Origin of the sequence: Haloarcula japonica DSM 6131, assembly GCF_000336635.1 — an archaeon.
GTDB classification, from domain to species: domain Archaea; phylum Halobacteriota; class Halobacteria; order Halobacteriales; family Haloarculaceae; genus Haloarcula; species Haloarcula japonica.
The window spans coordinates 315191-340865 of the sequence record NZ_AOLY01000037.1; the positions used below are offsets into that span (position 1 = coordinate 315191).

The 25675-nt window shown below is 63.4% G+C and carries 30 protein-coding genes; 17 read left to right on the plus strand and 13 right to left on the minus strand.

Annotation, left to right across the window (positions count from 1 at the left end):
- The first annotated feature begins 142 nt into the window (after positions 1–142).
- Positions 143–343 (plus strand): dodecin, encoded by a 201-nt coding sequence (locus tag C444_RS12835; protein WP_004593332.1) that lies wholly within the window; start codon positions 143–145, stop codon positions 341–343.
- Here C444_RS12835 and C444_RS12840 read toward each other — a convergent pair whose 3' ends face one another.
- On the minus strand, positions 344–718 hold the full coding sequence (locus C444_RS12840) for a HesB/IscA family protein (protein ID WP_004593334.1): 375 nt from the start codon (positions 716–718) through the stop codon (positions 344–346). It lies immediately after the preceding gene.
- A 96-nt stretch (positions 719–814) separates the two neighbouring features.
- Entirely contained in the window at positions 815–2086 is a 1272-nt protein-coding gene (gene hisD / locus C444_RS12845) for a histidinol dehydrogenase (RefSeq protein ID WP_004593335.1), read from the minus strand.
- Positions 2087–2296: 210 nt separating this feature from the next.
- Between hisD and C444_RS12850 the strand changes: the two genes are divergently transcribed.
- A complete protein-coding gene (locus tag C444_RS12850) occupies positions 2297–3223 on the plus strand; it encodes a hypothetical protein (RefSeq protein WP_004593337.1) in 927 nt (308 codons plus the stop codon).
- A gap of 38 nt (positions 3224–3261) precedes the next feature.
- Here the strand turns inward: C444_RS12850 and C444_RS12855 are convergent, their stop codons facing one another.
- On the minus strand, positions 3262–4443 hold the full coding sequence (locus C444_RS12855; protein ID WP_004593339.1) for a redox-regulated ATPase YchF: 1182 nt from the start codon (positions 4441–4443) through the stop codon (positions 3262–3264).
- Between the two features lie 45 nt (positions 4444–4488).
- A complete protein-coding gene (locus C444_RS12860) occupies positions 4489–5598 on the minus strand; it encodes a Gfo/Idh/MocA family protein (RefSeq protein ID WP_004593341.1) in 1110 nt (369 codons plus the stop codon).
- A gap of 102 nt (positions 5599–5700) precedes the next feature.
- Here C444_RS12860 and C444_RS12865 point away from each other — a divergent pair, with 102 nt between their 5' ends.
- On the plus strand, positions 5701–6081 hold the full coding sequence (locus C444_RS12865) for a CBS domain-containing protein (protein ID WP_004593343.1): 381 nt from the start codon (positions 5701–5703) through the stop codon (positions 6079–6081).
- 35 nt (positions 6082–6116) lie between these two features.
- On the opposite strand, the gene C444_RS12870 is transcribed toward C444_RS12865, so the two are convergent.
- Positions 6117–6830, minus strand: coding sequence for a TIGR00266 family protein (locus tag C444_RS12870; protein WP_004593346.1), 714 nt, complete (start codon positions 6828–6830; stop codon positions 6117–6119).
- A gap of 94 nt (positions 6831–6924) precedes the next feature.
- Positions 6925–7893, minus strand: coding sequence for a sugar phosphate isomerase/epimerase family protein (locus C444_RS12875; protein ID WP_004593348.1), 969 nt, complete (start codon positions 7891–7893; stop codon positions 6925–6927).
- Between the two features lie 145 nt (positions 7894–8038).
- Here C444_RS12875 and C444_RS12880 point away from each other — a divergent pair, with 145 nt between their 5' ends.
- The 12 genes from C444_RS12880 to C444_RS12935 all read left to right on the plus strand — a co-directional run bounded on the left by C444_RS12880 (position 8039) and on the right by C444_RS12935 (position 16367).
- A complete protein-coding gene (locus tag C444_RS12880) occupies positions 8039–8911 on the plus strand; it encodes a 3-hydroxyacyl-CoA dehydrogenase family protein (RefSeq protein ID WP_004593350.1) in 873 nt (290 codons plus the stop codon).
- On the plus strand, positions 8908–9507 hold the full coding sequence (locus C444_RS12885; protein WP_004593352.1) for a hypothetical protein: 600 nt from the start codon (positions 8908–8910) through the stop codon (positions 9505–9507). The genes C444_RS12880 and C444_RS12885 overlap by 4 nt, the downstream gene beginning before the upstream one ends.
- 72 nt (positions 9508–9579) lie before the next feature.
- Positions 9580–9759, plus strand: a complete 180-nt coding sequence (locus C444_RS12890; RefSeq protein WP_004516620.1) for an HVO_2753 family zinc finger protein — start codon at positions 9580–9582, stop codon at positions 9757–9759.
- A gap of 2 nt (positions 9760–9761) precedes the next feature.
- Positions 9762–10028, plus strand: a complete 267-nt coding sequence (locus C444_RS12895) for an elongation factor 1-beta (protein ID WP_004593354.1) — start codon at positions 9762–9764, stop codon at positions 10026–10028.
- Positions 10029–10142: 114 nt separating this feature from the next.
- Entirely contained in the window at positions 10143–10433 is a 291-nt protein-coding gene (locus tag C444_RS12900) for a 50S ribosomal protein L21e (protein ID WP_004593356.1), read from the plus strand.
- Complete coding sequence (locus C444_RS12905; RefSeq protein ID WP_004593358.1) at positions 10430–10786, plus strand: RNA polymerase Rpb4 family protein; 357 nt, start codon at positions 10430–10432, stop codon at positions 10784–10786. Before C444_RS12900 ends, C444_RS12905 begins: the two co-directional genes overlap by 4 nt.
- 174 nt (positions 10787–10960) lie before the next feature.
- Positions 10961–11533, plus strand: coding sequence for a DUF655 domain-containing protein (locus C444_RS12910; protein WP_004593360.1), 573 nt, complete (start codon positions 10961–10963; stop codon positions 11531–11533).
- An 81-nt stretch (positions 11534–11614) separates the two neighbouring features.
- Complete coding sequence (locus C444_RS12915; protein ID WP_004593362.1) at positions 11615–12472, plus strand: 16S ribosomal RNA methyltransferase A; 858 nt, start codon at positions 11615–11617, stop codon at positions 12470–12472.
- 1 nt (position 12473) lies between these two features.
- A complete protein-coding gene (locus C444_RS12920; protein ID WP_004593364.1) occupies positions 12474–13067 on the plus strand; it encodes a HemK2/MTQ2 family protein methyltransferase in 594 nt (197 codons plus the stop codon).
- A 62-nt stretch (positions 13068–13129) separates the two neighbouring features.
- Positions 13130–14131, plus strand: a complete 1002-nt coding sequence (locus C444_RS12925) for a methionine synthase vitamin-B12 independent (protein WP_004593366.1) — start codon at positions 13130–13132, stop codon at positions 14129–14131.
- Positions 14132–14133: 2 nt separating this feature from the next.
- Positions 14134–15207 (plus strand): methionine synthase, encoded by a 1074-nt coding sequence (locus C444_RS12930; RefSeq protein WP_004593367.1) that lies wholly within the window; start codon positions 14134–14136, stop codon positions 15205–15207.
- Positions 15208–15854: 647 nt separating this feature from the next.
- Complete coding sequence (locus tag C444_RS12935) at positions 15855–16367, plus strand: HTH domain-containing protein (protein WP_004593368.1); 513 nt, start codon at positions 15855–15857, stop codon at positions 16365–16367.
- Here C444_RS12935 and C444_RS12940 read toward each other — a convergent pair.
- From C444_RS12940 to C444_RS12950, 3 genes are read right to left on the minus strand one after another with little or no spacing between them, the layout of a single operon-like run.
- The gene (locus C444_RS12940; protein ID WP_004593369.1) at positions 16364–17497 is read right to left on the minus strand and encodes an ABC transporter permease; all 1134 of its coding nucleotides are present in this window, start codon (positions 17495–17497) and stop codon (positions 16364–16366) included. The two genes, C444_RS12935 and C444_RS12940, sit on opposite strands and share 4 nt — an antisense overlap.
- Positions 17487–18170: an ABC transporter ATP-binding protein gene (locus tag C444_RS12945; protein WP_004593370.1), complete on the minus strand. Its 684-nt coding sequence runs from the start codon at positions 18168–18170 to the stop codon at positions 17487–17489. The genes C444_RS12940 and C444_RS12945 overlap by 11 nt, the downstream gene beginning before the upstream one ends.
- Positions 18167–19660, minus strand: coding sequence for a COG1361 family protein (locus tag C444_RS12950; RefSeq protein ID WP_004593371.1), 1494 nt, complete (start codon positions 19658–19660; stop codon positions 18167–18169). The genes C444_RS12945 and C444_RS12950 overlap by 4 nt, the downstream gene beginning before the upstream one ends.
- A gap of 230 nt (positions 19661–19890) precedes the next feature.
- Here C444_RS12950 and C444_RS12955 point away from each other — a divergent pair, with 230 nt between their 5' ends.
- Positions 19891–20769: a carbohydrate kinase family protein gene (locus tag C444_RS12955; RefSeq protein WP_004593372.1), complete on the plus strand. Its 879-nt coding sequence runs from the start codon at positions 19891–19893 to the stop codon at positions 20767–20769.
- Here C444_RS12955 and C444_RS12960 read toward each other — a convergent pair.
- The gene (locus tag C444_RS12960) at positions 20766–21782 is read right to left on the minus strand and encodes a phosphotransferase family protein (protein ID WP_049909514.1); all 1017 of its coding nucleotides are present in this window, start codon (positions 21780–21782) and stop codon (positions 20766–20768) included. The two genes, C444_RS12955 and C444_RS12960, sit on opposite strands and share 4 nt — an antisense overlap.
- Positions 21783–21878: 96 nt before the next feature.
- Positions 21879–23066, minus strand: a complete 1188-nt coding sequence (locus tag C444_RS12965) for a sensor histidine kinase (RefSeq protein ID WP_004593374.1) — start codon at positions 23064–23066, stop codon at positions 21879–21881.
- A gap of 123 nt (positions 23067–23189) precedes the next feature.
- On the opposite strand from C444_RS12965, the gene C444_RS12970 reads away from it, so the two are divergent.
- Positions 23190–24347 (plus strand): dihydropteroate synthase, encoded by a 1158-nt coding sequence (locus C444_RS12970; protein ID WP_004593375.1) that lies wholly within the window; start codon positions 23190–23192, stop codon positions 24345–24347.
- Between the two features lie 20 nt (positions 24348–24367).
- Here the strand turns inward: C444_RS12970 and C444_RS12975 are convergent, their stop codons facing one another.
- Complete coding sequence (locus tag C444_RS12975) at positions 24368–25048, minus strand: haloacid dehalogenase type II (protein ID WP_004593376.1); 681 nt, start codon at positions 25046–25048, stop codon at positions 24368–24370.
- Between the two features lie 108 nt (positions 25049–25156).
- Positions 25157–25489 (minus strand): SMR family transporter, encoded by a 333-nt coding sequence (locus C444_RS12980; protein ID WP_049909516.1) that lies wholly within the window; start codon positions 25487–25489, stop codon positions 25157–25159.
- Positions 25490–25675 lie beyond the last annotated feature (186 nt).

Genomic DNA, 25675 nt, shown 5'->3' on the forward strand with positions numbered 1-25675 from the left:
ACGATGCNCAGCAACGCCGAAGCGGAAACAGCTGACGATTGGCTCAGGTCATTCAGCTTCGCATGGAATCAGCTAATCTGAACACGATGCAGTGACCTGTCCGTACTTTTATGACACGGCTGTGTGAACAAACCTCATGCAAATGGTTTTCAAGAAGATCACGCTCATCGGGACCAGTTCGGAAAGCTTCGACAAAGCCGCTGACGACGCCATCGAGCGCGCAGAGGCGACACTTGACAATCTCAAGTGGGTCGAAGTGGAGGAACTCGGCGTCGAGATCGCCGGCGTCGAGGGCCGCGAGTACCAAGCTGAGGTCGTCGTGGCGTTCGAACTCGAAGAGTAGCTACGTCCGGAAGGACTCGCCACAGCCGCATTCGCTGACCACGTTCGGGTTCTGGACGTGGAACCCGGCCCCTTGCAGGCCGCCCTCGTAGTCGAGTACTGACCCCTCGATGTAGTCGATACTGGCGTCGTCGACGAACACGCGGAGTCCGTTGCGCTCGAACACCTCGTCGTCATCCTCGGGTTCGTGTTCGAACCGCATCCCGTAGGAGAGACCGGCACAGCCGCCCTGCTGGACGTACAGGCGGAGCCCGGATTCGTCGACGTCCATTCCCTCGCTTTCGAGGAGGTCCAGTGCCTCTCCCGCTGCCTGCTCGGTAACGGCTACGTCCTCGCCCCCGAGGTTCGGATCGCCGTCGTCCGCTGTGCTGCTCATACACTTACGTGGACGCCCGAACGTGTTAACAGTGACGCCGGTGGGACAGCGCCAAGAATGTCAGCTATGTCCCACCGGTACGCCGGGGGAACCGCGTTACTCCTCGAACCGTTTGCGGACGCTCTCGGCGTGAGCCTCCAGCCCTTCGGCGTCGGCGAGGGTCGTGATCGTGTCCGCGATGTCGTCCAACGAATCCTCGGAGAGGCGCTGGACCGTCGTCGACCGAACGAACGTATCCACGGCGAGACCGCCGGTGACCCGTGCGCTGCCGCCGGTCGGCAGGACGTGGTTCGTCCCTGTCGCGTAGTCGCCGGCCGCAACGGGGCTGTACGGGCCAAGGAACACGGAGCCGGCGGAGGGAATCCGTTCGAGGAGCGATTCGTCGTCAGCGGCCTGAATCGAGAGGTGTTCGGCGGCGTACTCTTCGGCGAAGAGGACGGCTTCGCTCATCGAGCGAGCGAGAAGAACGCCGGACGCGTCGTTGTCCAGTGCGGCGCGGATGACCGCCTCGCGTTCCCGGCCGTCTGCCTGCTCGTCGATGGCGACTGTGACCTGCTCAGCGAGGTCCTCGTCATCGGTGACGGCGACGACCGAGGCGTTCTCGTCGTGTTCGGCCTGCGCGACGAGGTCGGCCGCGACCAGTTCCGGGTCCGCGTCGCTGTCGGCGACGACCATGATCTCGGAGGGGCCGGCGAGGAAGTCGATTGCCACGTCGCCGCGGACCTCGGCCTTCGCCGCCGTGACCCAGCGGTTGCCCGGGCCGACGACGATGTCCGTCGCGCTGACGGTTTCGGTCCCGTAGGCCAGCGCTGCAATAGCCTGTGCGCCGCCGACCTGGTAGACGGCGTCGGCCCCAGCGACGTGGATGGCGGCCAGTGTGACTGGGTTGACCTCATCGGCCGGTGGGGTGGCGACAGCGACGTGTTCGACGCCGGCGACCTTCGCCGGGATGACGCCCATCAGCGCGCTGGAGGGGTAGGCCGCCGTGCCACCGGGCGCGTACACACCAGCGCTGTCGAGCGGGCGGAACCGGCGACCCAGTTCGCGCCCGTCGAAGTCGTCACGCCAGTCCTCTGGGACCTGTCGTTCGTGGAACGCGCGGATGTTCGCCGCGGCGTCCTCGATGGCCTCGCGCACGTCGTCGTCAATCTCCTCGTAGGCTCGCTCGGCGGCATCCGTGATATCGATGTTGCCCACCGAGACATCGTCGAATTCCTCAGCGAAGCGCCGCAGTGCCACGTCGCCCTCCTCGTGGACCTGTGAGACGATATCGCGCACGTCGTCTCTGACGGCGTCGACACCGGCGTCGCGGTCGAAGAAAGCGGCCCGTTCATCGGGACCCAGGTCGGCTATCGTCCGTACGTTCATACGCCTGATTCGGGACGGGGCAAAAAACGGGTTTCCCTTCGTCGGCCGGCAACGGCAATAAATCGGACTGAGGGAGCAACACACCGTAGCCGTCGAGCAGCAGGTGCTCCGGAACTGAGGCGCGCCGGGATAGGGCCCAGTCGCGATATCGCGACTAACGGCCGGTCACTCCCTCGTCACCGTTTTCCGGCACTCGGGCCTACACCCGGTATGGATTCAGTCGACGACCATCGTCGCCGGACGACCGATCTGTCCCCAGCGACGGTAGAATATTTTGCGCCCGAACTAGCGACCATTGAGAGCTATCTCGAAACGGTCCCGCCGACCATCGATACGGCGGCCGGCGACGCCGCAGTCGGCCCGATACACACGCTCCCGTGGTTCTACGTGGCTGACCTGACCGGCTGGCGTGGCAGCACACTCGCCCGACTGCTGGCGGCAGAACGGGACGCGGCCTGCTACGAACTCTCGGCCGGCGCTGCGGATGCGATTCCGGCCCTGTGGTCGCTCATCGACGAGAGCGGCAACGGCCCCGTCGTGCTCCATCTGGACCTACAGGGCGAAGGCGGGCGGATTCCACGGACGCTCCGAGAGGCGCTCCGGCGCGGCTATGAGCACAGCCCTGACGGCTGGGACGAGCCGGTGCGCGGCGAACCGGCGAACCTCCACGTCGTCTTCACCGATACGAACCCGTCGAAGCGACTGGAAGCACCACTGCCCGCTGCAACCACGCCCACCACCGGCGCTGTCCTTTCATATGCCCCTCGCCGGAGTATGGTCCCGGAACGGCCTGATGGAACGACGATGCTCTCGGACCCGCCGGCGCTTCACGACCGTGAGGCCGAACTGGAACAGTTCCTGCTGGCCGCGATAGCTGACTACGGTGACAACGACGCCAGACAGCAGTACGTCGACAACGCCGTCGAAGTTCTGTCGATAACCCACTCGCTCATCGGGAAGCGCGACCTGCTGTTCGACGTGTCACCGCGGCTAGCGCTGAAGTACGGCGGTCTGCTGGACGAGCTTTCGGTCGGTGCGGCGACGGAACGACTCGGACGAGACGTGCTCGGGCAGGTGCCACAGAGTCCCGGAAGTGAGAATATCCGGGCAACGCTACAGGATTTGCTGCCGAAATAGGTGGCCGAGAAGTCGGTTGTAGCGCCGTCAGCGTGTACTCAGTTCGCGTCGCTGACGATTTTGATGACCGCTCCCTCTTCGAGTTCCGTCTCGTCGCTGATACGCCGGTTCTCGCGAGCGTCGACGGCGTGGATGTAGCCGTCGCCGATGTCCGAGTGGACGGCGTAGGCGAGGTCTTTGGGGGTTGCACCCCGTCGCAGCAGGAACGCGTCGGGGAGGACGTTCTCCTGGCCGTCGGTCCAGTGTGTTTCATTCTGGACGGGGTAGGCCGTCAGGTGGTCCAGCAGGTCGTAAACAGCAGTGTCAAGGGAGCCCTGAACGCCGGTGCCACCCCACTCGTCCATCACGCCGCGGATGCGGTTCAGCCCCTCGCGTTGCTGGTCGCTTACGTCGCCGACGATGTCGAAGTCCGGATCGCCCGGGTCGTAGTCGATGACGCCGGCCTGCGCGGCGTTTCGCAGCGCGAGTTCGCCGTCGGCCGTCGCTGGCACGACCACGTCGGCGGCTTCCTGCAGGGCCTCTATGTTCCCCTCCGGGGCGATATCGGCTTTGTTCGCGACGACGACGAGCGGCTTCGTCCGCTGGCGGATCTCCGTCGCCAGCGCCTCGCGGTGTTCGTCGGTCCAGGCGATGGGGTCCTCGGGGTACTCCAGGTCACGGAGCGTCCGTGCCACGTCGAGCTCCGAGGCCCCGACGCCGGCCAACATGTCAACGAGCGACTCGTCGAGTTTGAAGTCCGGCGAGCGGGACTGGCGTTCGATGGACTCCCAGTTGCGTTCGACGATGCTGGCGAGCCACAGGTCCATCTCCTCCTCGATGAAGTGGACGTCTTCGACGGGGTCGTGCTCGCCGACTTCAACGGGTTCTCCCTCGGCGTCGGTCCCGCCGGAGGCGTCGACGACGTTGAGGATCACGTCGGCGGTCGACAGCTCGTCGAGGAACTGGTTCCCGAGGCCGCGGCCCTCGTGTGCGCCGGGGACGAGGCCGGCCACGTCGATGAGTTCCACCGGGACGTAGCGCTTGCCGTCCCGGCAGTTGTCGTCGCCACAGCGCTCCTCTAAGTCGAGACAGGGACAGTCCGTGCGGACGTGGCTGACCCCGCGGTTGGCGTCGATGGTCGTGAACGGGTAGTTCCCCACGTCCACGTCGGCCATCGTCGCCGCCTTGTAGAAAGTAGACTTGCCGGCGTTCGGTTTGCCGGCCAGCGCGATAGAGAGCATGGCAGACTCTACCAGTAGCCGCCGAAAGGGGGTTTCGGTTCGGACCTACAGGCTGATCCACTCGCCGCGCTCGTCGCTGCGTTCGATAGCGTCGAGGACCTGCTGTGCGGCGAGGCCGTCAGCGAAGGACGGCTCCTGTTCGCCGCCGTCTGCCACGGCCGAGAGGAACTCGTAGTTCTCGTGGACGAACGTGTGTTCCCAGCCGATGACGTGGCCGGGGGGCCACCAGTGGTCGACGTAGGGGTCGTCAGCGTCGGTGACGAGCACCTGCTGGAAGCCGCGGTCGCCCTCGGTGAGCACCTGTAGTTCGTTCAGCCGTTCGAGGTCGAACTTGATTGCGCCTTTCGACCCCTCGATTTCGATAGTGTGGGCGTTCTTGTGGCCGTTGGCGACCCGTGACGCTTCGAGCGTTCCCATCACACCGCTGTCGAAGGCAATCTGGGCGCTGTAGGCGTCGTCGACGGTCACCGGGCGCGTCTCGTCGCTCCCCTCCACGGGGCGCTCCTCGGTGAACGTTCGGAGATGCCCGCTCACATCGGTTATCTCGCCGGCGGTGTCGCCCAGCAGGAACCGGGCCAGGTCGACCGTGTGCGACCCGAGGTCGCCCAGCGCCCCGCTGCCGGCCATCTCCGCGTCGTTGCGCCAGGACCACGGTGCGTCGGGGTCGACCAGCCAGTCCTGGAGGTACTGTCCGCGGAAGTGGTGAATCTCGCCCAGTTCCCCGTCGTCGATGAGCCCCTTGGCGTACTGGATCGCCGGGACGAAGCGATAGTTGAACGCCGCGCCCGCGGGGACATCAGCGTCGGCGGCGGCCTCGGCCATTTCCTCGGCCGTATCCAGCGTCGGCGCGAGCGGCTTCTCACAGAACGTCGGCGTGCCGGCTTCCAGCGCCGCGATTGACGGCTCGGCGTGGACGTGGTTCGGGCCGAGGTTGTAGAACACGTCCACCTCGTCGATGACAGCCTCCCAGTCCGTCGCGGTCCGGTCGAAGCCGAACTGGTCGGCCGCGTCGGCCAACGCGTCCTCGTCGCGGCCGACGAGCACGTCCTTGTTGACGGCCGGTGCTTCGGGGAAGAACATGGGCAGGCGGTCCAGCGCGTTCGCGTGGGCCTTGCCCATGAAGCGGTAGCCGAGCATGCCGATATCGAGGGTCATACCTGGCTGTTCACTCGGGGGCGAAATAACGCTCAGGGTGACGGCAGGACGGCGGGCCGCCGCGAGGGAAAAGACGAAACCGGATGCGCGCGTTGCTCCTGCATGGCCACTGAAACGACCGTTCGTATCGAGGACATCATGTCGACGCCGTTAGAGACGATATCTGCCGACGAAACCGTCAAAGCGGCCGCGACGCAGATGCAAGCGCAGAACATCAACGGCATCTTCGTGCCGGGGGCGCAGGCGGGTATCATCACGACCACTGATATCGTCGACGCCGTCGCGGCCGGGAAGGACCTCTCGTCGGCGACCGTCGGTGAGGTGATGACGTCGCCGGTCGAGCGGGTGACGACCTCGCTCGAACTGGGCGAGGCCGCCGCGATGATGACGACCTACGACATCAAGCACCTCCCCGTCATCGACAAACACCAGGACTACGTCGGCATGGTGTCGTCGACGGACATCACGCAAGCGCTCTCCTGAACGCGGCTGTTTTCCGGCCGACTCCCGTCGGCTGTTCAGATGAAGTCGTCCAGGCCGGACGCGTCGCCGTCGTTGTCGCCCGTTCCGGGCAGTGCGTCGGCGATGGCCGACGTGAACGAGTCGAGGCCGCGGGTTTGGTACCAGACCGTTCCGGGACCGGTGAAATCCATCACGAGTCCTTCGCCGCTGAGCAACGTCGACTTCAGTCCGCCGACGCGGTGAGCATCAAATGAAACTGACTCGTCCCAAGCGACGACGTGGTCGTTGTCGATTGTATAGGACTCGCCGGCGTCGAGTTCAACGGTCTCCAGCCCGCCGAAGGCCTCGATGAGGACGTTTCCGGTCCCTTTCAGCGCTAGCGGCGTGATGCTCGCGCCGGCCAGCATCGACTTGATACCGCCGAACTCGGAGTCGATATCGATGTCAGGGTCGGCCGCGAGAAACGCCCCGTCTACCGCGTATAGCGTCTCGCCAGTGAGTTCGTGGTGGTGGACGTCGCCTGGCGTCGGCGGCGCGAGGGTTACGGTTCCGGGGCCGCCCCTGGCAGTGAACTCGTTTGCGAGCAGCGACTCGCCGCCGAGCATCGACTTCGCGGAGCTGAGGAGGCCGTCCCGGCTGGTCGTCGTTTCGATTTCGATAGTCGGCGAGTGACTGACCATCGCGCCGGGTTCGGCGAGTATCGATTCGCCGCTGTCGAGGGCAGCGCGGACGTGCGTGTACGAGGGCTTGTGTGTGAGTTCGATGTCCATATAGTATCACTGGATCGAATAATCCAGTCGTAGTATCTCACAGACACTATATAAGCGTAAGTGTCGGAAAAAGCCGCTTCGATGGTTCTATTGCTTACTCAGCCCAGTAGGCGTCACCGGGCTGGGTCTCGAAGACGGCGCGATCAAGCACATCGACTGCTTTCTCCAGCCCCTCACGGGCGCTGGTGAGCGAGTCCTCGTGTTCGATAGAGAGCGCGCCGTCGTAGCCGACCATCCGCAGCGTCGACACGACGTCTTTCCAGTGAGACTCGTCGTGGCCGTAGCCGATTGAGCGGAACAGCCACGACCGGTCTGCCTCGTCCGTATACGGCGCGGTGTCCAGTACGCCCTTCTCGCGGGCGTTTGAGTCGTACACTTTCGTGTCCTTGGCGTGGAAGTGGTGGATGGCGTCGTGCTCACCGAGTAGGCGAATGGCCTCGGTCACGTCGATGCCTTGCCAGTACAGGTGCGAGGGGTCGAAGTTCGCCCCGATGCGGTCGTTCGTCCGCCGGCGGAGTTCCAGCAGCCCGCGGGGTTCATACACCAACATGTTGGGATGCATCTCGATACCGACATTTACGTCGTGTGCGCCCGCGTGGGCCGCGAGGTCCAACCAGTACTCGTCGGCGACGCGCCACTGGTACTCGTGGGCGTCGGCGTGTTCGGTCGGCCACGGGGCGGTGATCCAGTTCGGGACCTCGTCGTTCGGGCCGCCGGCGGGCAGGCCCGAGAACCCCGTGACGGTGTTCACGTCGAGCTGGTCGGCCAGCCGGATCGCCTCCCGGAGTTCCCGATCTGCCTCGGCAGCGCGCTCGTCGTCCGGGTGGAGCGGATTGTTGTGAGTCGCCAGCGCACTCACTCGGAGGTCGTGTTCGTCCAAGAGCGACTGCAGTTCGGCCTGCTTCTCCTCGTCGTCGAGGTACGCCTGCCGGTCGAGGTGGTCGTCGCCGGGGAAGCCACCACACCCCAGTTCGACCGCATCGACGCCCAGGTCGTCGAGATACGCCAGTGCTTCGTCGAGCGACTGTCCACCGAGTGGAACTGTCAGTACACCGATGTCCATGCCCGGCGATACAACCGGTGTTGTAAAAAAACGTACCGCTGGCCCCACCGTCCATCTGTCTGACCAGCAAGCGACACGGACCGGAGACGGGACAATGACAGACGGTGGCGTAAAGGCTTAACCCGGAGCGTACAGTGGTTTAGTCATGATTGTGGCCGTACTCGGAACCGGACGACGGGGGCGGGATATCGCACAGCGATGTGTCCGTGCGGGCCACGAGGTGCGTCTTCGGGGGACGGATGCGACGGACGTGATGGACCGGGTCGACGAGATCCGGCGTGCACTCAACCGGGATGTCTCGGCCGGTATCGACGGAACCACCGGGCTCGAAAGCGCCGTCAGCGGCAGCGATATCGTCATCGACGCAACCGATGGCGGGACGGAGAGCCATCGAGATGTGGTCGCCGAAACGGAGACGATGATCGAGGACGAGACGCTCATCGCCGTCAGCGACACGTCGCTGTCGGTGACTGCCGTCGCCACTGGCCTGCGGAGCCCGGACCGCGCAGTCGGCCTCAACCCCGTCGATCCGCCGGACGGCGCTATCGTCGAGGTCGTCATCGCCGAGCAGACAACGGTGGCGACCCGTGACCGAGTCACCGACTTCGTCGAGAGTCTGGACGCGTCGCCGATCGTCGTGCGCGACACGCCGGGGTTCGCCGCGCTCCGCCTCGAACTCGCCACCATCGCCGAGGCGGTCCGGATGGTCGAGGACGGCGTCGCCGGGGTTCGCGACATCGACCGGACCTTCGAGCGCGGAGAGTCAGACCGCGATGGGCCGCTCGTCCGCGCCGACAAACACGGCCTGGAGACGGTGCTGGCGGCGTTTTCGGACCTCGCCGACCGGCTCGACGAGCGGTTCGAGCCGCCAGCGCTGCTCCGACAGAAAGTCGAGGACGGACAGCTCGGTGCCGTCACGGGCGAGGGGTTCTACGTCTGGGAGGACGGCGAGCCGACGACCGGCGCCGACCCGGACCCGGACGTACCGACGCGAGACAGCGAGCCCGATCTCAAATGAGCCAGTCAAACCGCCCGCCGGCCGACATGGACGTGGAAGACGACGAGTTCGCGAACCTGTTCGACGAACTCCAAGAACTGGAACAGCTCGTCGACTCAGAGGACGAGCGACAGCAGGTTCGGGACGCAATGCGTGCGGCCGCAGACTCTCAGGACCACGAGCCTGCGACCTTCGGCCGGGTCGTCTGGGGCTTTGGCCGGTCCGACCTCGCGGAGGCGCTGCTTGGCTCGCTGTTGTTCGGGATTCCCATGGCTGTCGAGGGCGGGACAGTTGACGCCGGCCGCCACATCGCCCAGCACCCGCTGTATCTTGCGGCGACTATCGTCATCGCCATCGGCCTGGTCGTCTCGATTCTGTACGTCGCCGACTTCCAGGACGTGCGGGTGGCGAACCCGATTTTCGGGCTGATTCCCCGGCGACTCGTCGGCGTCACCGGAACGGCGCTAGTCGTCTCCATCGCCCTGCTTACGGGCTGGGGACTGGTCGAGTGGTCGGCGGACCCCGCAGTCGTCTACGAATCGGCCTGCATCTGTGCTGTCGCGTTCGTTCCGATGGCAATCGGCGCTGCGCTCGGGGACATTCTGCCCGGGAACTAGGGCCATGGCAGTCACTCGCGGTGGCGGTCGCGTTTGGCAATCGTTAAAAGCCGCGGTCGGATACGGAGTGGTATGAGCGAGAGCCAACAGAAACAGGCGCGCAAGTGCGTCTCGTGTGGCATCAACATCGCCGGCACGAACGCCGCCGCGTTCAAGTGCCCGGACTGTGGCCAGCAGATCTACCGCTGTGCCACCTGCCGGAAGCAAAGCAATCTCTACAAATGCCCGGACTGCGGCTTCATGGGGCCATAACAATGGGGAAAGTAGCAGCCAAGATCAAGGTCATGCCGGAGAGCCCCGAAGTCGACCTCGACGACCTGCAGGAGCGTCTCGAGGGCGTGCTTCCCGAAGGAACGAAGATCAACGGGTTCGAGCGCGAGGACGTCGCCTTCGGCCTCGTCGCGCTGACGCCGACGGTCATCGTCCCTGACGACACTGGCGGCACGGAAGCCGTCGAAGAGGCCTTTGCGAACGTCGATGACGTCGAGTCGGTCTCCGTCGAGAGCACCGGTCGCCTGTAATCGACTCGTCGCTGTCGTTTTCTCCGCGGATTCCGTAGCGGCCGCAAGCGCGTGAGCAGTGACGGCCGCGGAACGCACGTTTTATTAGGGCGACCGGATTAGCGGAGAGCAAGAATGCCTAGTTCAAACGGACCTCTCGAAGGAACACGAGACAAGCTCAAGAACAAGCCCCGCGACCGCGGCACCTCGCCGCCCCAGCGCGCCGTCGAAGAGTTCGACGACGGTGAGAAAGTCCACCTCAAGATCGACCCGTCCGTGCCGAACGGGCGCTTCCACCCGCGGTTCGACGGCCAGACCGGAACCGTCGAGGGGAAGCAGGGTGACGCGTACAAGGTCGATATCGTCGACGGTGGCAAGGCGAAGACCATCATCGTCACCGCTGCGCACCTGCGCCGGCAAGAATGACGATATTCAAAGAGAAAGTCAGTGAGGAGTTCCTGACGGTCGCGGAGACCAAGGAGATACTCCAAGACCTCGAGATGGAGCGGGCCGCCGACGAGGACCGCGAGATGCGCTACGAGCTCAAGCGGGCAATCGAGCACGTCAACCGCTTCGCCCTCCTCGACCCCGAGGAGTCGCTGCAGCTGGTCGAAGAACTCGAAGAACTCGAGAAGGTCGATACGCCGACGGCCTACAAGATCGCGAACCTGCGGCCGCTGGACCGCGACGAGCTCCGCGCCGTGTTCGCTCAGGAGCGGTACACGCTCGACGGCGACGAACTCGACGAGATCATCAATATCGTCAAGCAGTACGCGTAACGACGCCGTCAGTTCGGCTACCGCCGCTCTTTCTCTGATTTCGCCGGCGACCAGCTACGCCAACGGTATTCGTTTCCGCCGCCGTCGAACCGAACACGAAGCTAGCGACGGCGTCCCGTGAAGCGGTTCGGGGCATCCACCGGCATTAAGTGTGCTGTACTCGTACTGCCTGTCATGACTGAATCGGAGAGCGGCGGCGACACTATGATGGCGGCTGTCCTCGATGTCCTCCCGCACGGACGGCCCGGGGACGACCGGCCACAGCACCAGAAGGAGCCGCTTGCGTACGCGCTCGATATTGGTGAGTTCTACATTTACGAGCTGCAGCTTGCGGACAAGGACGCTGATATCGCCTTCGGCGACCGCGTCGACCTGACGGAGTTCGGCCGCGTGGCGGAAGTCGAGTTCGAGGACATCCCAAGTGGTGCCCGCTCGGAACTCGACTACGCCGTCGAGGAAATCGTCGAGGCTAACGAACAGCGATTTGTCGACTTCTACAACGATGCCCAGCCGATCACGCTACGGCTCCACCAGCTGAACCTCCTGCCGGGCATCGGGAAGAAGCTCAGGAACACGATTCTCGACGAGCGAAAGCGAAAGCCCTTCGAGAGCTTCGACGACCTCGAAGAACGCGTCAGCGGCCTCCACAGCCCCAAAGAGACCCTGGTCGAGCGGATACTCGAAGAGCTACAGGACGACGACCTGAAGTACCGACTGTTCGTCCGCCGCGAGGAACAGTCCTCGTAACGCTGTCGGCTGTAAGCAGCTAAGCGTACAGCCACCAGCATAAGGCGACCCTTTTCTACCGCGACCCGCTACGACTCGCTAATGACTACGACCGAAACAGGGACTCGGGACCCCGACGCGCTTGTCCGACGGGCCGGCAAACGGGCCGACACCCGGCAGGACCAGCACTTCCTCGTCGACGACCGGGTACTCGACCGAATCCCGGAGTACGCAACGGACGCGGGTGTCGACCTCTCGCACGTTCTGGAAATCGGCGCAGGTCCAGGCGCACTGACGGACCGCTTGCTCGCGGCGGCCGAGAAAGTGACCGCAGTCGAACGCGACCCGAAGTTCGCGGCGCACCTCCGCGAGGAGTTCGCCGAGGAAATCTCGGCGGACCGCCTCACTGTGGTGGAGGATGATGCGCTCGACGTCGACCTGCCCGAGTTCACCGCCAGCATCTCGAACCTGCCCTACGGCGCGTCCTCGGAGATCGCCTTCCGGCTCCTGCCGGAACAGCGCCCGCTCCTGTTGATGTTCCAGCAGGAGTTCGCCGAGCGGATGGCCGCCGAGCCAGCGACGGACGACTACGGCCGGCTGTCAGTCACGGCGGGCCACTACGCCGACGTGGAGATAGTCGAGACGGTCCCACCAGAGGCGTTCGACCCGCAGCCGCGCGTCACGAGCGCACTCGTCCGGACGACACCGCGGACGCCGGACTACACCGTTCCCAGCGACGAGTTCTTCATGGATTTCCTGAAGGCAGTGTTCACCCAGCGCCGGAAGACCATGCGCAACGCCGTCCGCAATACGGCCCACATCTCCGGGCTGGGCGACCCCGACGCAGTGGTCGAGGCCGCCGACGAGGACCTCATGAGCGCCCGCGCCGGCAAGCTCACACCGGCCGATTTCGCCACGCTGGCGACACTGGCTTACGAAGTCGGCCAGCCGGAGGCCTGAGATGGGTGACGGTGAGGACCGCCCCTCGCTAGCTGACCAGCGGGGCGTAGAGTCGGTGTACCAGCCGGCAGAGGACTCGGACCTGCTGGCCCGGACAGCCCGTGAGCGAGTCGAGGCGGGCGATACCGTCCTCGATGTCGGGACCGGCTCCGGTTACGTCGCCGCGACGCTCGCCGACGCTGGGGCACGACGGGCAGTCGGGGTCGACGTGAGCCCGCTGGCCTGTCGAGAGGCGGCCGACAACGGTGTCCCAGTCGTCCGCGGCGACCTCGTCGAACCGTTCCAAAGGGACGCGTTCGATATCGTGACGTTCAATCCGCCCTATTTGCCGACACCATCCGAACAGGAGTGGGACGACTGGATGGAACACGCGCTGTCGGGCGGCGACGACGGTCGCCGGCTCGTCGACCCGTTCCTCGAAACCGTCGAGCGCGTGTTGGCCCCGGGCGGCGAAGGGCTCATGCTCGTCAGCAGTCTCACGGACCCGGATGCGGTGCGGGCGTACGCAAGCGAACAGGGGCTGGCGAGCGAGCAGCTTGCGAGTGAGAAACACCCATACGAAGCGCTCGTCGTCCTGCGATTCTATCGAGTTTGATTACTACTGAGCATTTTATCGAATAGGAAATATTAAAGCCCGTCATTTCCTACTGCAGGGCAATGACACAGGTAATCGCCACGACCCCTGGACTCTTTCCGCTTCCGGACTGGGCCAAGGACGAACTGGCAGATCTGAAGGGCCATCAGAAGACCGACCTCATCTCGGGCGACGAGTCCGGCGAGGTCGTCGCGGCCTACGACGAAGCACGCGAAGAGGTCATCTCGGTCCAGCAGGACGCCGGACTCGACCGCGTCGTCGAGGGGCAACTTCGCTGGGACGACATGCTCGCGCACCCACTCGCGGTCCACGACAGCGTAGAGACGAAAGGTATCGTCCGCTACTACGACAACAACAACTTCTACCGAGAGCCGGTCGTGCAAGGTGCCCTCAGTGCTGACGGCGGCGACGTCGCCGCGGACCTCGGTGCCGCGGCCGCCGACCACGTCGATTCGGGACTGCAGGCGGTCCTCCCCGGACCGTACTCGCTTGCGGACCTCGCTACGGACGAGCACTACGGCGACGACGCCGCGTTCCTCGATGCCATCGCTGACTTCCTCGTCGAGGAAGTGAAGTCCTTCCCCGACGTGGAGACGCTGTTCCTGCTCGAACCGTCGCTCGTCGAGAATGCGCCTGAGGACGGCGAGGACGAGCGTGCCGCCGACGCTATCGATGCTGTCGCCTCGGCCGCCGACGCCGAGGTCGTTGCCCACACCTACTGGGGCGCAATCGAGGAGAAGGCCTACGCGCACCTGATGGACGCCGACGTGGACGCCATCGGCTTCGACCTCGTGGCGAACCACGACCAGACCGTCTACAACGTCCAGGAGTACGGCACGAAAGACGACGTGGCACTGGGCGTCGTCGACGGGCAGAACACGCTCGTCGAGTCCCCGGAGACGATCCGGGACCGCATCGACTGGTTCGAACAGCAGACGAACTCCACCTACGACACCGTGTACGCGACGGCGAACACGGAAACGTTCTATCTCCCGGTGAACAAGTTCGAAGACAAGCTCAGAGCGCTCGCAAACGCCGCGGATCTGGAGGCGGCGGAGGCATAACGATGACAGGACCACGAGACCAGTTCAAACCGGCGGACCACCCGAACGACCACTTCCTGCTGACGACCGTCGTCGGCTCCTACCCAAAGCCCAAGTGGCACGACCGTGCCCGCGAGCTGTTCGCGGACGAGGACGCCGACTTCGGCGAGGACGAGTGGGAGGAATCGAAAGACGACGCCTCGCGACTCATCACCCACGAGCACGAACGGGCGGGCCTCGACGTCATCTGTGACGGTGAGATGCGCCGCAATGAGATGGTGGAGTACTTCGCCCATCGCATCGACGGCTACGAGTTCAACGGCCGCGTGAAGGTGTGGGGCCACAACTACTTCGACAAGCCCAGCGTCGCCGACGAGGTCGAGTACGGCGAGCAGTGGCTTGTCGAGGAGTTCGAGTTCACCGACGAGGTCGCCGAGCGACCCGTCAAGGTCCCCATCACGGGCCCGTACACCCTCGCCAACTGGTCGTTCAACGAAGTGTACGACAACGAGGAGCAGCTAGCCTACGAACTGGCCGACCTCGTCAACGAGGAGATCGAGGCGCTGGTCGAGGCCGGCGCGCGCTACATCCAGATCGACGAGCCGGCCCTCGCCACGACGCCGGACGACCACGCCATCGTCGGCGAGTGTCTGGAACGCATCGTTGACGAGATCCCCGACGACGTGCGCCTCGGCCTGCACGTCTGTTACGGCGACTACTCACGCATCTACCCCGAGATTCTGGACTATCCGGTCCACGAGTACGACCTGGAACTCGCCAACGGCGACTACGACCAGCTCGACGTGTTCAAGGAACACGAGTTCACGAAGGACTTCGCGATGGGCGTACTGGACGCACACACCGCGGAGGTCGAGTCCGTCGAGGAGATCAAGGAGAACATCAAGAAAGGGCTGGAAGTCGTACCCCCGGAGCGCCTCACCGTGTCTCCGGACTGCGGCGTGAAGCTCCTGCCGCGGGAAGTCGCCTACGGCAAGATGGAGAACATGGTGCAGGCCGCCCGCGAAATCGAAGAAGAGCTGGACGCCGGCGAGATCGATATTGTTGCGAGTGGTACGCAAGCACACGCAGACGATTAAATCGGCGAGGGGGCTTGGCCACGAGCTGTCCGCCGTTTTTGTAGCGGACGGTTAGCGGGCGGGAAGTGCGATGTGTCCTGCGCTCCAAAGTGAACGAAACGCCCCGCGAACAGCGTGATGTGGGTGACCGATAAGAGTCCGCTCGTGGTGGGCAGAACTGACCGTATTTTCGACGAAAGGTGGCTACAATTTCGGCAGCTATCGAATATCCTCGGGCGCACCGGTCCCGGAACCGGCAAATGTAGCGGACAGGGACAGCGGCCATACCGGGTGCAGGAGCAAGCAAGACCTGTGGTTCCTCTGGCTAACAAGCTCTTGAACAGGGAGTCACAGGGATGTGTGAGCACCAAAGCCTCCAACAAACAACTATTCATTTGCTTATGAATTGGCGAATTTCCCGTCTAAACTGGAAAATATCTACTGGGCGTTTGTTCGACAACTATCGAAACTAACATCGACCCAAGAGGAAAATAACTGTTGCCGTACTAATAATATAAGGGACTTTCATATACAGGCAAATACTCCATATTATCCATATAGAGGACTTCATACGGTAAATTCTTGTGTTCCGTTATGCGTGATGTGTTAGCATGGTTATCTGGGAAAGAGTTTTGAGGGCTTCTGCAGAAGCTAGCGATGAGAAAGCTATGACAGGGGACACACATCTTCGGGCGGAACTGTATCTTCGTGGAGATACCTACGGCACGTTCGACGCACAACAGCAGGTACTCAATCGGGTGAAACGACTGGAGGCCAACGGCGTGTTCAGTGAGTCGATGGTCGCCGGTGAGTGGCAACGGATCAGAACGATGGCAGAGGACAAGCGGTCGGAAGCCATCCAGACCTACGAGGAATTCAAAGACTGGGCGAGCGAGAATGATCACTCGCTCGAACCGGCATTCGAGCGACGGAATCGGAGCTACGTCGGGATGGACCGCGTCGACGACGTGGTCGTGTTCCCGGTCGTCTCGCTGGCTATCTATGACGGCGACGACCTAGAGGGTGTGTTCCCGTGCTCGGACGAGGAACGGACCTACACCGTCGGCGACGCGCTGGAGGCCTTTGAGCGCGGCGACGAGGACTGGCTCGCGCAGTTCGACTCCCTGTCGGTCGACCGGACCGACCCGCTGCTGGAACCGGGCGTCGACGCGACGATTTAGCCACGTAGCGCGTCGACTGGTTCTTCGCTCGCTGCTTTCCAGGCCGGATACAGCCCGCTGACGATACTCGTCAGCACCCCAAAGGCGAACGCCGCACCGACGTACCAGGCGTTCGGTAGCCTGAAGACGGCCATCGCGTCACCGACGGCGTAGTGGTTTATCGCCAGCCCGGCACCGAGGCTCAGAATGACACCGGCGATCCCACCGAGGAACCCGAGCAGCGTCGCTTCCATCAACATCACTTTGAGGACATCCCGCTTCTGGTAGCCGACCGCTCTGAGAACGCCGATCTCCTCCCGGCGTTCGACAGTGGACATCAGCATGACGTTGAGAATCGAGATGCCAGCCACGAGCAGCGAGATCGATGCGATACCGGCGAGGACGGTGTTGATGATCTGGAACTGCTCTTCGATGGTGTCGACGAGCGAACCCAGTTCCTGCACGAAGACCCGCTGCTCGCGGTCGTTGAGCGAGTCGCGTATCCCCATGGCCGTTTCGTTAGCCTGCGTCCCAGTGGATTCGATTACGTACGCTTCCGAGTAGCCACTCTGGCTGAACGAAGTGGCTGGTACGATGACTCGGTTGTCGGGGTTCGTCGAGGAGAACGCATCGCCCTCTTCAAGAACTGCACGGATACGGACACTGGTTCCGTTGATAGTGATCTGGCTCCCGGGATGCAGGTCGTGTGTCTCAGCAACACTTGAACCGACAAGTGCTCCGGATCGGAACGGCGATACCCGACCCTCTTTTGCCTCGTACAACTCTCCCGGGTTCTCAATGCCGTATATCGTTTCCCTGACTGCGTCCTCGCGGTTGTACGACACTGGCTCCACACGTGTCTTTACCGGCGAGACAGTCGCCGTCGGGCTCGCCTCTCTGCGGATCGTACGCATATCGCGTTCGGTGAGTTCAGTGATGTTTTCGCCGGAATTCGGATACACCGTGAGCTGGTTTCCGACATTGCCCAGGTTCTGTGTGAACGAGTACTGGAGCGCGACGCCGAACATCCCCAGCGAAGCGATGGCGACGACGCCGATGACGATACCCAGCGACGCCAGCAACGACCGCATCTTCGTCCGCGTGAGGTTGCGCCGCGCCATCAGCGCGGCCGGGAAGAACCTACCCGCCATTCTTCCGTTCCCTCCCGATGGTGCCGTCGACCAGATGGACGGTCCGGTCGACGTATTCGTTGACCAAGTCGTCGTGAGTGACGGCGACGATGGCCACGTCGTCCTCGTCGGCGATGCGGCGGAACTCGTCGAGTATCTGCCGCCCGGTTTCGCTGTCGAGATTGCCCGTCGGTTCGTCGGCGAGCACGACCTTCGGGCTGTTGATGAGCGAGCGCGCGATGGCGACGCGTTGCTTTTGCCCGCCGGAGAGTTCGTCGGGCTTGTGGTCGAGTCGCTCACCGAGTCCGAGTCGCTCCAGGAGCGTTCGAGCCCGTTTTTTGACTTGTGGATCACTGTCCAGCAGCAGCGGTACTTCGACGTTCTCGACGGCGGTCAGCGTCGGCAGGAGATAGAAGTGCTGGAACACGAACCCGATCGTTCGCTTGCGGAGAGCGGTCCGCTTGCTGTCGCCGAGTCCGGTCACGTCCTGGCCCTCCAGCAGGACTGTTCCCTCGGTCGGCGTATCCAGCAGTCCGAGGATGTTCAGCAGGGTCGTCTTGCCACTGCCGCTGGGACCCATAATCGAGACGAACTCGCCGGCTTCGAGGGCGAAGTCGATACCTGCCAGTGCATAGAGGGTCTGGCCGCCGGTCCGGTAGCGCTTGACCAGTCCCTGTGCGTCGATGACCGTCATACCTCGATATCGTCGTCACCGCGGCGGTAGCGGCGCACGAGGACACCGACGACGACCAGTAGCGCCAAACCACCGGCGACGAACACCGGCAGCATGCTGTTCTGGTCACCGCCCTCACTGTCGCCATCCTGCTCCGGCTGCGATACCGAACCGCCCATCTGGTTGGTGTCGACATCGAACGTCTGTCGCTTCCGCGTGTCGTCGACGATGTAGGTCACCTCCAGTGGTACCGACGTGACGTTGCCCGTCGTCCGGGCGTACACGTCGAAGGAGACGAAGTCACTGGCCGGGACCGTGCCGACGAAGTAATCGCGGTTCGGGGTTGCTGGAGTGACGTTCTCCGTGTCGACGACGCTGACGAGGACGCTATCCGCATCCGTCGACCCGACGTTGCTCGCACTCCCTGAAATCTGGAGGCGTCCGCCCTGCCGGATCACGTCCAGACCGGTGAGGTCTATCGTTCCGGGGACTGATCGGAGCGTCGTTTCGGTGGTCGTCTGCTCCGTTTCGGTCCCGAGTTCGTAGTCGGCGGTGACGGTAACGTCCGCACGAGGTTCGTCCATCGTAGCGTTCAGTCGCACCTGCCGGGTCGTGCTGGCAGAGATGTTCTCAAGCAGCACACGCTGGAACGACGCGTTCTCAGACGTTGCACTGACCATGACATCCGAGAGGGGAGCGTTGCCCCCGTTAGAGACGGCGACTCGCAGCGCGCGGTCGGTGCCGCTACCGACTGCTGTCGTATCGAGTTCCACACTGTTCCGGAGTGGGTCTGAATCGATGACTGTCGTCCGAGTCGTGGTGCGGGTGGTATCTCCGTCGACCGTGTAGCTGATCGTTGCGGTCAGCGAGTGTTCGCCAGCGGATTCAGGTCGGAACCGGAACGGGGCTGTAATCGACCCGTTCTGTGCGATGCTTGACCGGACCGTCCGGCTCTTTGTCATCTCGACGCCGTCGCCCTCGACGACGACTTCGACGTTCGTTATCTGGGTATCGAGCCCGTTTGCGACGGTGACTTCGCCGGTCGATTCAACGCCGGCGACGGAGTCGTTGGCCGTGATATCCACCTGTGGGTGCCGCTCTTCGACGTTTAGCTTCACCGGATATCTGAGTTCGACGTTCTCACCTGTCCCGCGGTCACGACCGTACACGATGACGCGGAGGTCCCTAGTTCCAGCCGAATCAAAGGAGGCAGTCAGGGGCACTTCCAACGTGCTGCCCGGGGAGATCGAACCGAGATTCGAGACGCGCTCGTACTCGGTGACACCACGACCACCCGATTTCCGCAGCGCGATATCATTGATTTCGAGTGGGGCGTCGCTGTTTTCGAGGTTTCGTACCGTCGTTTCGAACGTGACGGTTTCGCCCGGTGCTGGCGATGGCGGCGACACATCGACGTTCGATATCGACGCGTTGACGCTCGCACCGGCGACTGACAGCGGAAGCGAGCCGACGACGACTAAGCAAGCGAGTACAGCCACACCGTGACGCATCACGCAATCACCTCTGGGTGGAGTAATCGTATGCCAGTCCAACAACTCATTGGGAGGCTGCTATCGGGGACCGTTACCATACGCAGCGGTCCGTTCCGGTCAATGTTAAATATGCTGCATATCTTTCGTACGGACTGTTGTCGCTATGTCCCTCACCGGGAGTTGGACGGGACGACAACAGCCCGTATCAGTGGGAAACTGCTATCACAGCGCCCCTCCCAGCGGTGGATATGCGCGTCATCTGTGCCGGCCACGTCAACTGGGACGTGACGCTCCATGTCGACCACCTCCCGAAACCCGACGGCGAGGGGCGTATCACTGACCGGTCACAGTCCAGTGGAGGGAGTGCATCGAATGCGGCCGTCGCACTCGCCGGGCTCGATGCGGACCCGCTAGTCCTCGGTAGCGTCGGCCGGGACGACCACGGAACTATGGCCCGGAGCCAACTGGCGGCGGCCGGCGTCGAGACGCTACTGATCGAGTCGGACGAACCGACGGCGGTGAAATACCTCATCGTGGACGAGAACGGCGACGTCGCGGTGCTTGGAAACGACGGGGCCAACGAGGCGTTCTGTGCGTCGGATCTCCCGGTCGAAACCCTGGCTGAGGCGGACCATCTCCACCTGACCGGCCAGGATCCCGTGACTGCCGCAACGCTTGCACGCGACGCTGCGGCAGCTGACGTCCCGGTGAGTTTCGACCCCGGCCGTCGGCTCCCGTACCGCGATTATTCGGCGGTGCTTTCACACGCGGATATCCTGTTTTGCAACGACCGGGAGGCTGACCACGCCGAGGACAGCGGCCTTTTCGACACAGTGCCGACAGTCGTCGTCAAACACGGGGACTGCGGCGCGACGGCACATATCGACGACCGGACAGTCACGAACGACGGGTATCCCATAGACTCTGTCGACACTGCAGGCGCAGGTGATGCGTTCGCTGCCGGGTATCTGCTCGCCAGCGCACAGGAGACCGACCCGGAACGAGCGCTCGCGGTCGCCAACGCCTGTGGCGCACTCGCGGCGCAGTCGCCCGGCGCACAGACGACGCTCGACTGGGAGTCAGTGTGGGCGCTCGTCGACAGCGGGCACTCACCAGCGCCGGCCTAGTTCGCCTGTATCTCCTCAACGAGCCGTTCGAACTGCTGGCGGTACTGGGCTTCGGCGCGAGCGGCGGCGAGGCCGGACTCGTCGGCGAAGACGGCCTCGAAGCCGGCCATCCGCCACAGGAGCGTCGATAGCTGATAGAGCGGCCGTCGCTGCTCGTAGCCCTCGTCGAACTCCATCGGGCGCATCTCCTGATACCCCTCGCGGAACGTCGCTCGGAGCGAGTCACGGAGTTCCGGGTCCTGAAACGACGAGTCGATGAAGAGGAACTCGGTCTGTGCGAGATTGTACTCCGGCAGCGCCGCGAGCACGTCCTGCCAGTCGAGAACGGCCGTGATCGGCGCGTCCGCCGTCTGCTCGAACATCAGATTTGCCGGCCTGAAATCGTCGTGCACCAGTCGCGGAACGCCGTCCTCTGGCACCATACTCAGGGCCGGTTCGATACAGTCCCGCGCCCGACCCGCCATGTCCTCGAATGGTGTCCCGTCGAGGTGAGAGAGGTGGGACCTGGTGAGGCTCTCGAAGTACTCCCGCCAGTTACCCATCCAGTCACTCACGATGATCCGGTCGTCGTGGAGTGTGAGTCGGCCGAACGCCTCGAATCCGATTTCGGAATGCATGTCGCCGAGTATCCGACCGGACTGGGCGAGCACCCGCTGTCGGTCCGCGGTCGAAAGCCCGGCGAACTCCTCGGCCAGGTTCTCGCCGTGGATGCGTTCGGTGACAAAATACGGCGGCACGTCGGCGTCGGGGTCGTCCTCGTAGACGAGGATGCGTGGAACAGGGACGTCAGTCCGGGCGGCAACGAAGTCGTGGAGACAGGGTTCGACGGCGAACGGGACATCGCCCTGCGGCTTGAACTTCACGACCACCTCGTACGCCTCACCGTTGTGGTGGAGCGTTACCATGTAGACATCGCTCTGGTGGCCACCTCCCGGTGTCTCGAACTGAAACCCCTCGTAATCCGGGCCTGACTCTTTCAGCACGGCTTCGATGTCTTGTTCCGGGGTCTGCACTGGCATACCATATAGCGGGCGAGCAAATAAATCTGTCAATCCCGTCAGGGACACCACTGGTACCCGATTCGGGCGCTGTCAGTCGCCGTCTCCGCGCTACCAAGAATGAAACGGTGAGACCGGTTTTGTCCCGTCGGTCACTTCGAATCGTGCGCCGCCGGCCCTGCTTTCGGTCACCGAGATGTCCCAACCGTGGGCGTCAGTGATCTGGGCAACGATAGACAGGCCGAGGCCGTTGTTACTGCCTGAGAAGGCGTCGACCGAGAGCACGTCGTTCAGTTTGTCGGATGGGATACCTGGTCCGTCATCAGCGACGTAGAAGCCTGTCACTCGGCCCTCGCCTCGCTCGTCCGTACTGTCTCTCTCGGTTGCCCCGTCATCGACAAGCGGACCGACCCAGACAGTCACGTCATCGCCGGCGTGGTCCGCCGCGTTCCGAAAGAGGTTCTCGAACACCTGTTTGAGGCGGTTCTGATCACCGAACACCGGGGCGGACCCTTCGATCTTCAGCGTTGCGTCACCCGTCCTGGCCATCGCCCAGGTTCGTTCGGCGAGGGTGTCAAGGGACACAGCAGTTCGATCTTCGACTGCGTATCCCTCTTTTGCGAGTGTCAGCAGGTCGTCGATGAGTGCCTCCATGCGAGCCACGCCTTCTTCGGCATCGTCAAGGTGGGACAGGTCGCCGGTCTCTCGAACGAGTTTGAGCCGCCCCTCGACAACGTGGAGCGGGTTCCTGAGGTCGTGTGAGACGACGCCGATGAACTGTTCCATCCGGTCGCGCTGGACGCGGAGGTCGTGCTCGCGTTCGGCTTTCTGCAGTGCCGACTGAACGTGCGTCGCGTACAGCCGCGCGAATCGAACCGTTTCGCCATCAAACGTAACGGGGGTGAGCGAGCCGATGTTGATAATGCCGTACTCGGCAAGCGGCAGGATGACCTCGCTGCTGACAGGCGAGCTCTCGTTGTACTGGCGCTGCTCGTCGTCGAGTTCGGAGTACGTCCGAACTTCGTCCTGCTCGAATGCCTCCCACGAGAGGCTGTTGCCGGGTCTGTAGGTAACCGGCCAGTCGAATACCTCGTCCGCCCGCTCCGTCGACGCGGCCAACTGCAGTTCCGACGCGTCACTGTCATACAGCCACAGCGCTCCGAGTGGCACGTCGAACACGGGCGAAATCCCCGACATTGCGATCTCGCATATCTCCCGCTCGGACTCCGCAGCCATCAACTGCTGTGTGACAGCCTCGAACGAATCGAGATCGAATGCGACCGTTGGCTCCCCACCCATCCTGTATAATTCATGCAACCGGGTACATAAATCTCAGTGATTCTGTATCGGTGACACGTTGCATGGCGTCACCGACCCACCGATGTCGCGGGACCTTTGTATCCACAGTCCTCAGGGAGCGGTATGCGAACGGTCGAAATCGACGGCCTCCCGGTGGGTGATGGGCACCCGACACGCGTCATGAGCGTGTTGAACATGAGTTCGAACTCCGGGTACAAGCCGAGCGTGTATCTGGACCCCGCGGAAGCCGCCGATGCTATCGAAGAAAACCTCGTCCCGGCCGGTGCGGACATCATCGACGTCGGCCTGCAGTCGGCCAACCCCAAGTACGAGTCCAAGCCGGTCGAGATGGAGAAAGACCGGCTCGAAGAGGTCGGTCCGCTCGTCGACGAACTCGACGCCGATGTACCGCTGTCACTCGAAACTCGTTACGCTGAAGTGGCCGAAGAAGCCATCGGCTACGGATTCGATCTCATCAACGACGTGTGTGGGTTCGCCGACCCGGACATGAAAGGTGTCGTCGAAGACCACGACATGCCGGTCGTCAAGATGGCCAGCCCGCCGGATCTGGCCCGCCCCGGCGCGCTGAAAACTATCGACGATATCTTCGAGGCGCTCCAGCGGGACGGGTTCACGGACAAGACTATCATCGACCCGGCCTTCGGCGGCTGGTACGACGGCAAGGAGTTCGAGGACAACTGGGAGATGTTCCGTCGGCTCCGGGAGTTCCGTGCCTTCGACCGGCCGATGCTCACCGCAACCAACCGCGAGGATTTCCTCGGCGATCTGGCTGACCAGCCCGAGACGGAGAACCAGCTCGCCGTGTCGCTGGCCGCAGCGACGATGGAAGTCGAACGCGGCGCACACATCATCCGCACACACGACACCCGCGAAACCCACGACGTGGTCAAAGTGGCTGACGCGCTCGGGGACGAGCGGACGACACGACCGGAGACCGACTCCGGACCCACCGTGGCGGAACTGACCGACGTGACGTTGCGGGAGGTGGCTCGCCATCAGGCCCTCGGCGAGACGGTGGCAGGCGGCACTGACGACGGCGCGACGCTCACGTTCCTGCTCGGCGACCTGACCGATGATGCCCGCGCGAGCATCCGGGCCGTCGCCGAGGTGACCGACGTGGTGGTCGTCGAGAAGGACAGCGGTAGTCTCTACGTCGGCGGCTCTGCGGCTGCGCTGAAAGTCGTCACCGACAGCCTCGCCGAGGACGGGCACCGGGAACTCGCCGGTGCACTGCGGACGGCACTGTCCCGGCACGTGTAGCCTGTCCGAGAACACCCCGCTTACACTAACTGGTCGTAGAGGTCGTGGAACGACTCGATAGTGAGGTCCGGATCGCCAGCGAAGGCGTCCCACGGCCCGCCGTCACGGTTGACCCAGACGCCCTGCATCCCGGCATGCATCGCCCCGTACACATCGAAATAGCCCGCGGTGACGTGGGCGATTTCCTCGATATCGGTCTCCGTTCGGTCCGCCGCGTGACGATATAGCTCCGCTGCCGGCTTGAACATCTGGACCTCGTCGGCACTGACGGTGTCTTCGAGCAGGCCGCCGATACCGGCGAAATCAACCATGGAGTCGAGCATCTCGGGGTTGCCGTTCGAGACGACATAGAGGTCGTAGCCGGCGTCGTAGAGTTTATTCATCCCGTCACGAACATCGTCGAATACGTCCAGTTCGTGATAGACCGCGAGAATCTCGTCGAGCTCTTCTGTCGTGATATCGACGCCGTGGGCATCTAACGCGTACTGGAGCGCATCGCGGTTCATCTCGTAAAACGGCTTGTAGGCATCGATCTGGTTGGCGAGGAAGGTGTACGCCAGCGAACGGGAGCGCCAGAGCCGGGACACCGGCCGGGGGTCGTCCACCCGGTCGGCGAGGGCTTTCTGGGCCGCCTCAACGTCGACGATGGTGCTGTACGAGTCGAACGTAATGGTCGTCACGCGGTCCGGATCGAACGGCATAGGCACCCGTAGAACCGGGTGCCTCATATAGCCGGTCGCCGAGTCGAGCGTCCAACCGTTTGGTACGGGCGCACTCACAGCTTCACATGTGACGTGCCTGTCCCCTGCTCAGTGCGCGGACATCTCCGAAAGGACGTTGACACAGTACACGCCGATGATAATAAGCAGGATACCGACGGCCCCGGGGATATCGATGGGCTCGTCGAACACGACAATCCCGATTGCGGCGACACCGACGATTCCCAGCGCGGCCCAGGTCCCATAGACGACGCCGATAGGGAGGTCTTCAAGCGTCAGCGATACCAGATAGAAGGCCAGACCGTAGCCGACGACGACACCGAGGCTGGGGACAGGGCGCGAGAACCCTTCCGAGAGTTTCAGCGACGTTGTCCCGAGCAGTTCGGACACGATAGCGGCTCCGAGGAGGGCGTATGGGTTCACGGGTTCACTCGCCGAGAATTGTGGACAGATAATATACATTTCGGCTGTTGTCGTGTCGCTGGCACACCCTCCCGAGACGCTCCCGACCCGGTGTCTCCCTGTGAATAAACCGCGGACAACGGGCGACACTCCCCCTCTCATGTGGCTTTATTTCCCGTGCGGCCGGACTGCGAGCCATGTCTCAGG

What these genes read in the sequence shown, in the direction of transcription:
- C444_RS12835 (WP_004593332.1), top strand. Translation starts at nt 143, where the DNA reads ATGGTTTTCAAGAAGATCACGCTCATCGGGACCAGTTCGGAAAGCTTC.
- C444_RS12840 (WP_004593334.1), bottom strand. Translation starts at nt 718, where the DNA reads ATGAGCAGCACAGCGGACGACGGCGATCCGAACCTCGGGGGCGAGGAC.
- hisD (WP_004593335.1), bottom strand. Translation starts at nt 2,086, where the DNA reads ATGAACGTACGGACGATAGCCGACCTGGGTCCCGATGAACGGGCCGCT.
- C444_RS12850 (WP_004593337.1), top strand. Translation starts at nt 2,297, where the DNA reads ATGGATTCAGTCGACGACCATCGTCGCCGGACGACCGATCTGTCCCCA.
- C444_RS12855 (WP_004593339.1), bottom strand. Translation starts at nt 4,443, where the DNA reads ATGCTCTCTATCGCGCTGGCCGGCAAACCGAACGCCGGCAAGTCTACT.
- C444_RS12860 (WP_004593341.1), bottom strand. Translation starts at nt 5,598, where the DNA reads ATGACCCTCGATATCGGCATGCTCGGCTACCGCTTCATGGGCAAGGCC.
- C444_RS12865 (WP_004593343.1), top strand. Translation starts at nt 5,701, where the DNA reads ATGGCCACTGAAACGACCGTTCGTATCGAGGACATCATGTCGACGCCG.
- C444_RS12870 (WP_004593346.1), bottom strand. Translation starts at nt 6,830, where the DNA reads ATGGACATCGAACTCACACACAAGCCCTCGTACACGCACGTCCGCGCT.
- C444_RS12875 (WP_004593348.1), bottom strand. Translation starts at nt 7,893, where the DNA reads ATGGACATCGGTGTACTGACAGTTCCACTCGGTGGACAGTCGCTCGAC.
- C444_RS12880 (WP_004593350.1), top strand. Translation starts at nt 8,039, where the DNA reads ATGATTGTGGCCGTACTCGGAACCGGACGACGGGGGCGGGATATCGCA.
- C444_RS12885 (WP_004593352.1), top strand. Translation starts at nt 8,908, where the DNA reads ATGAGCCAGTCAAACCGCCCGCCGGCCGACATGGACGTGGAAGACGAC.
- C444_RS12890 (WP_004516620.1), top strand. Translation starts at nt 9,580, where the DNA reads ATGAGCGAGAGCCAACAGAAACAGGCGCGCAAGTGCGTCTCGTGTGGC.
- C444_RS12895 (WP_004593354.1), top strand. Translation starts at nt 9,762, where the DNA reads ATGGGGAAAGTAGCAGCCAAGATCAAGGTCATGCCGGAGAGCCCCGAA.
- C444_RS12900 (WP_004593356.1), top strand. Translation starts at nt 10,143, where the DNA reads ATGCCTAGTTCAAACGGACCTCTCGAAGGAACACGAGACAAGCTCAAG.
- C444_RS12905 (WP_004593358.1), top strand. Translation starts at nt 10,430, where the DNA reads ATGACGATATTCAAAGAGAAAGTCAGTGAGGAGTTCCTGACGGTCGCG.
- C444_RS12910 (WP_004593360.1), top strand. Translation starts at nt 10,961, where the DNA reads ATGACTGAATCGGAGAGCGGCGGCGACACTATGATGGCGGCTGTCCTC.
- C444_RS12915 (WP_004593362.1), top strand. Translation starts at nt 11,615, where the DNA reads ATGACTACGACCGAAACAGGGACTCGGGACCCCGACGCGCTTGTCCGA.
- C444_RS12920 (WP_004593364.1), top strand. Translation starts at nt 12,474, where the DNA reads ATGGGTGACGGTGAGGACCGCCCCTCGCTAGCTGACCAGCGGGGCGTA.
- C444_RS12925 (WP_004593366.1), top strand. Translation starts at nt 13,130, where the DNA reads ATGACACAGGTAATCGCCACGACCCCTGGACTCTTTCCGCTTCCGGAC.
- C444_RS12930 (WP_004593367.1), top strand. Translation starts at nt 14,134, where the DNA reads ATGACAGGACCACGAGACCAGTTCAAACCGGCGGACCACCCGAACGAC.
- C444_RS12935 (WP_004593368.1), top strand. Translation starts at nt 15,855, where the DNA reads ATGACAGGGGACACACATCTTCGGGCGGAACTGTATCTTCGTGGAGAT.
- C444_RS12940 (WP_004593369.1), bottom strand. Translation starts at nt 17,497, where the DNA reads ATGGCGGGTAGGTTCTTCCCGGCCGCGCTGATGGCGCGGCGCAACCTC.
- C444_RS12945 (WP_004593370.1), bottom strand. Translation starts at nt 18,170, where the DNA reads ATGACGGTCATCGACGCACAGGGACTGGTCAAGCGCTACCGGACCGGC.
- C444_RS12950 (WP_004593371.1), bottom strand. Translation starts at nt 19,660, where the DNA reads ATGCGTCACGGTGTGGCTGTACTCGCTTGCTTAGTCGTCGTCGGCTCG.
- C444_RS12955 (WP_004593372.1), top strand. Translation starts at nt 19,891, where the DNA reads ATGCGCGTCATCTGTGCCGGCCACGTCAACTGGGACGTGACGCTCCAT.
- C444_RS12965 (WP_004593374.1), bottom strand. Translation starts at nt 23,066, where the DNA reads ATGGGTGGGGAGCCAACGGTCGCATTCGATCTCGATTCGTTCGAGGCT.
- C444_RS12970 (WP_004593375.1), top strand. Translation starts at nt 23,190, where the DNA reads ATGCGAACGGTCGAAATCGACGGCCTCCCGGTGGGTGATGGGCACCCG.
- C444_RS12975 (WP_004593376.1), bottom strand. Translation starts at nt 25,048, where the DNA reads ATGCCGTTCGATCCGGACCGCGTGACGACCATTACGTTCGACTCGTAC.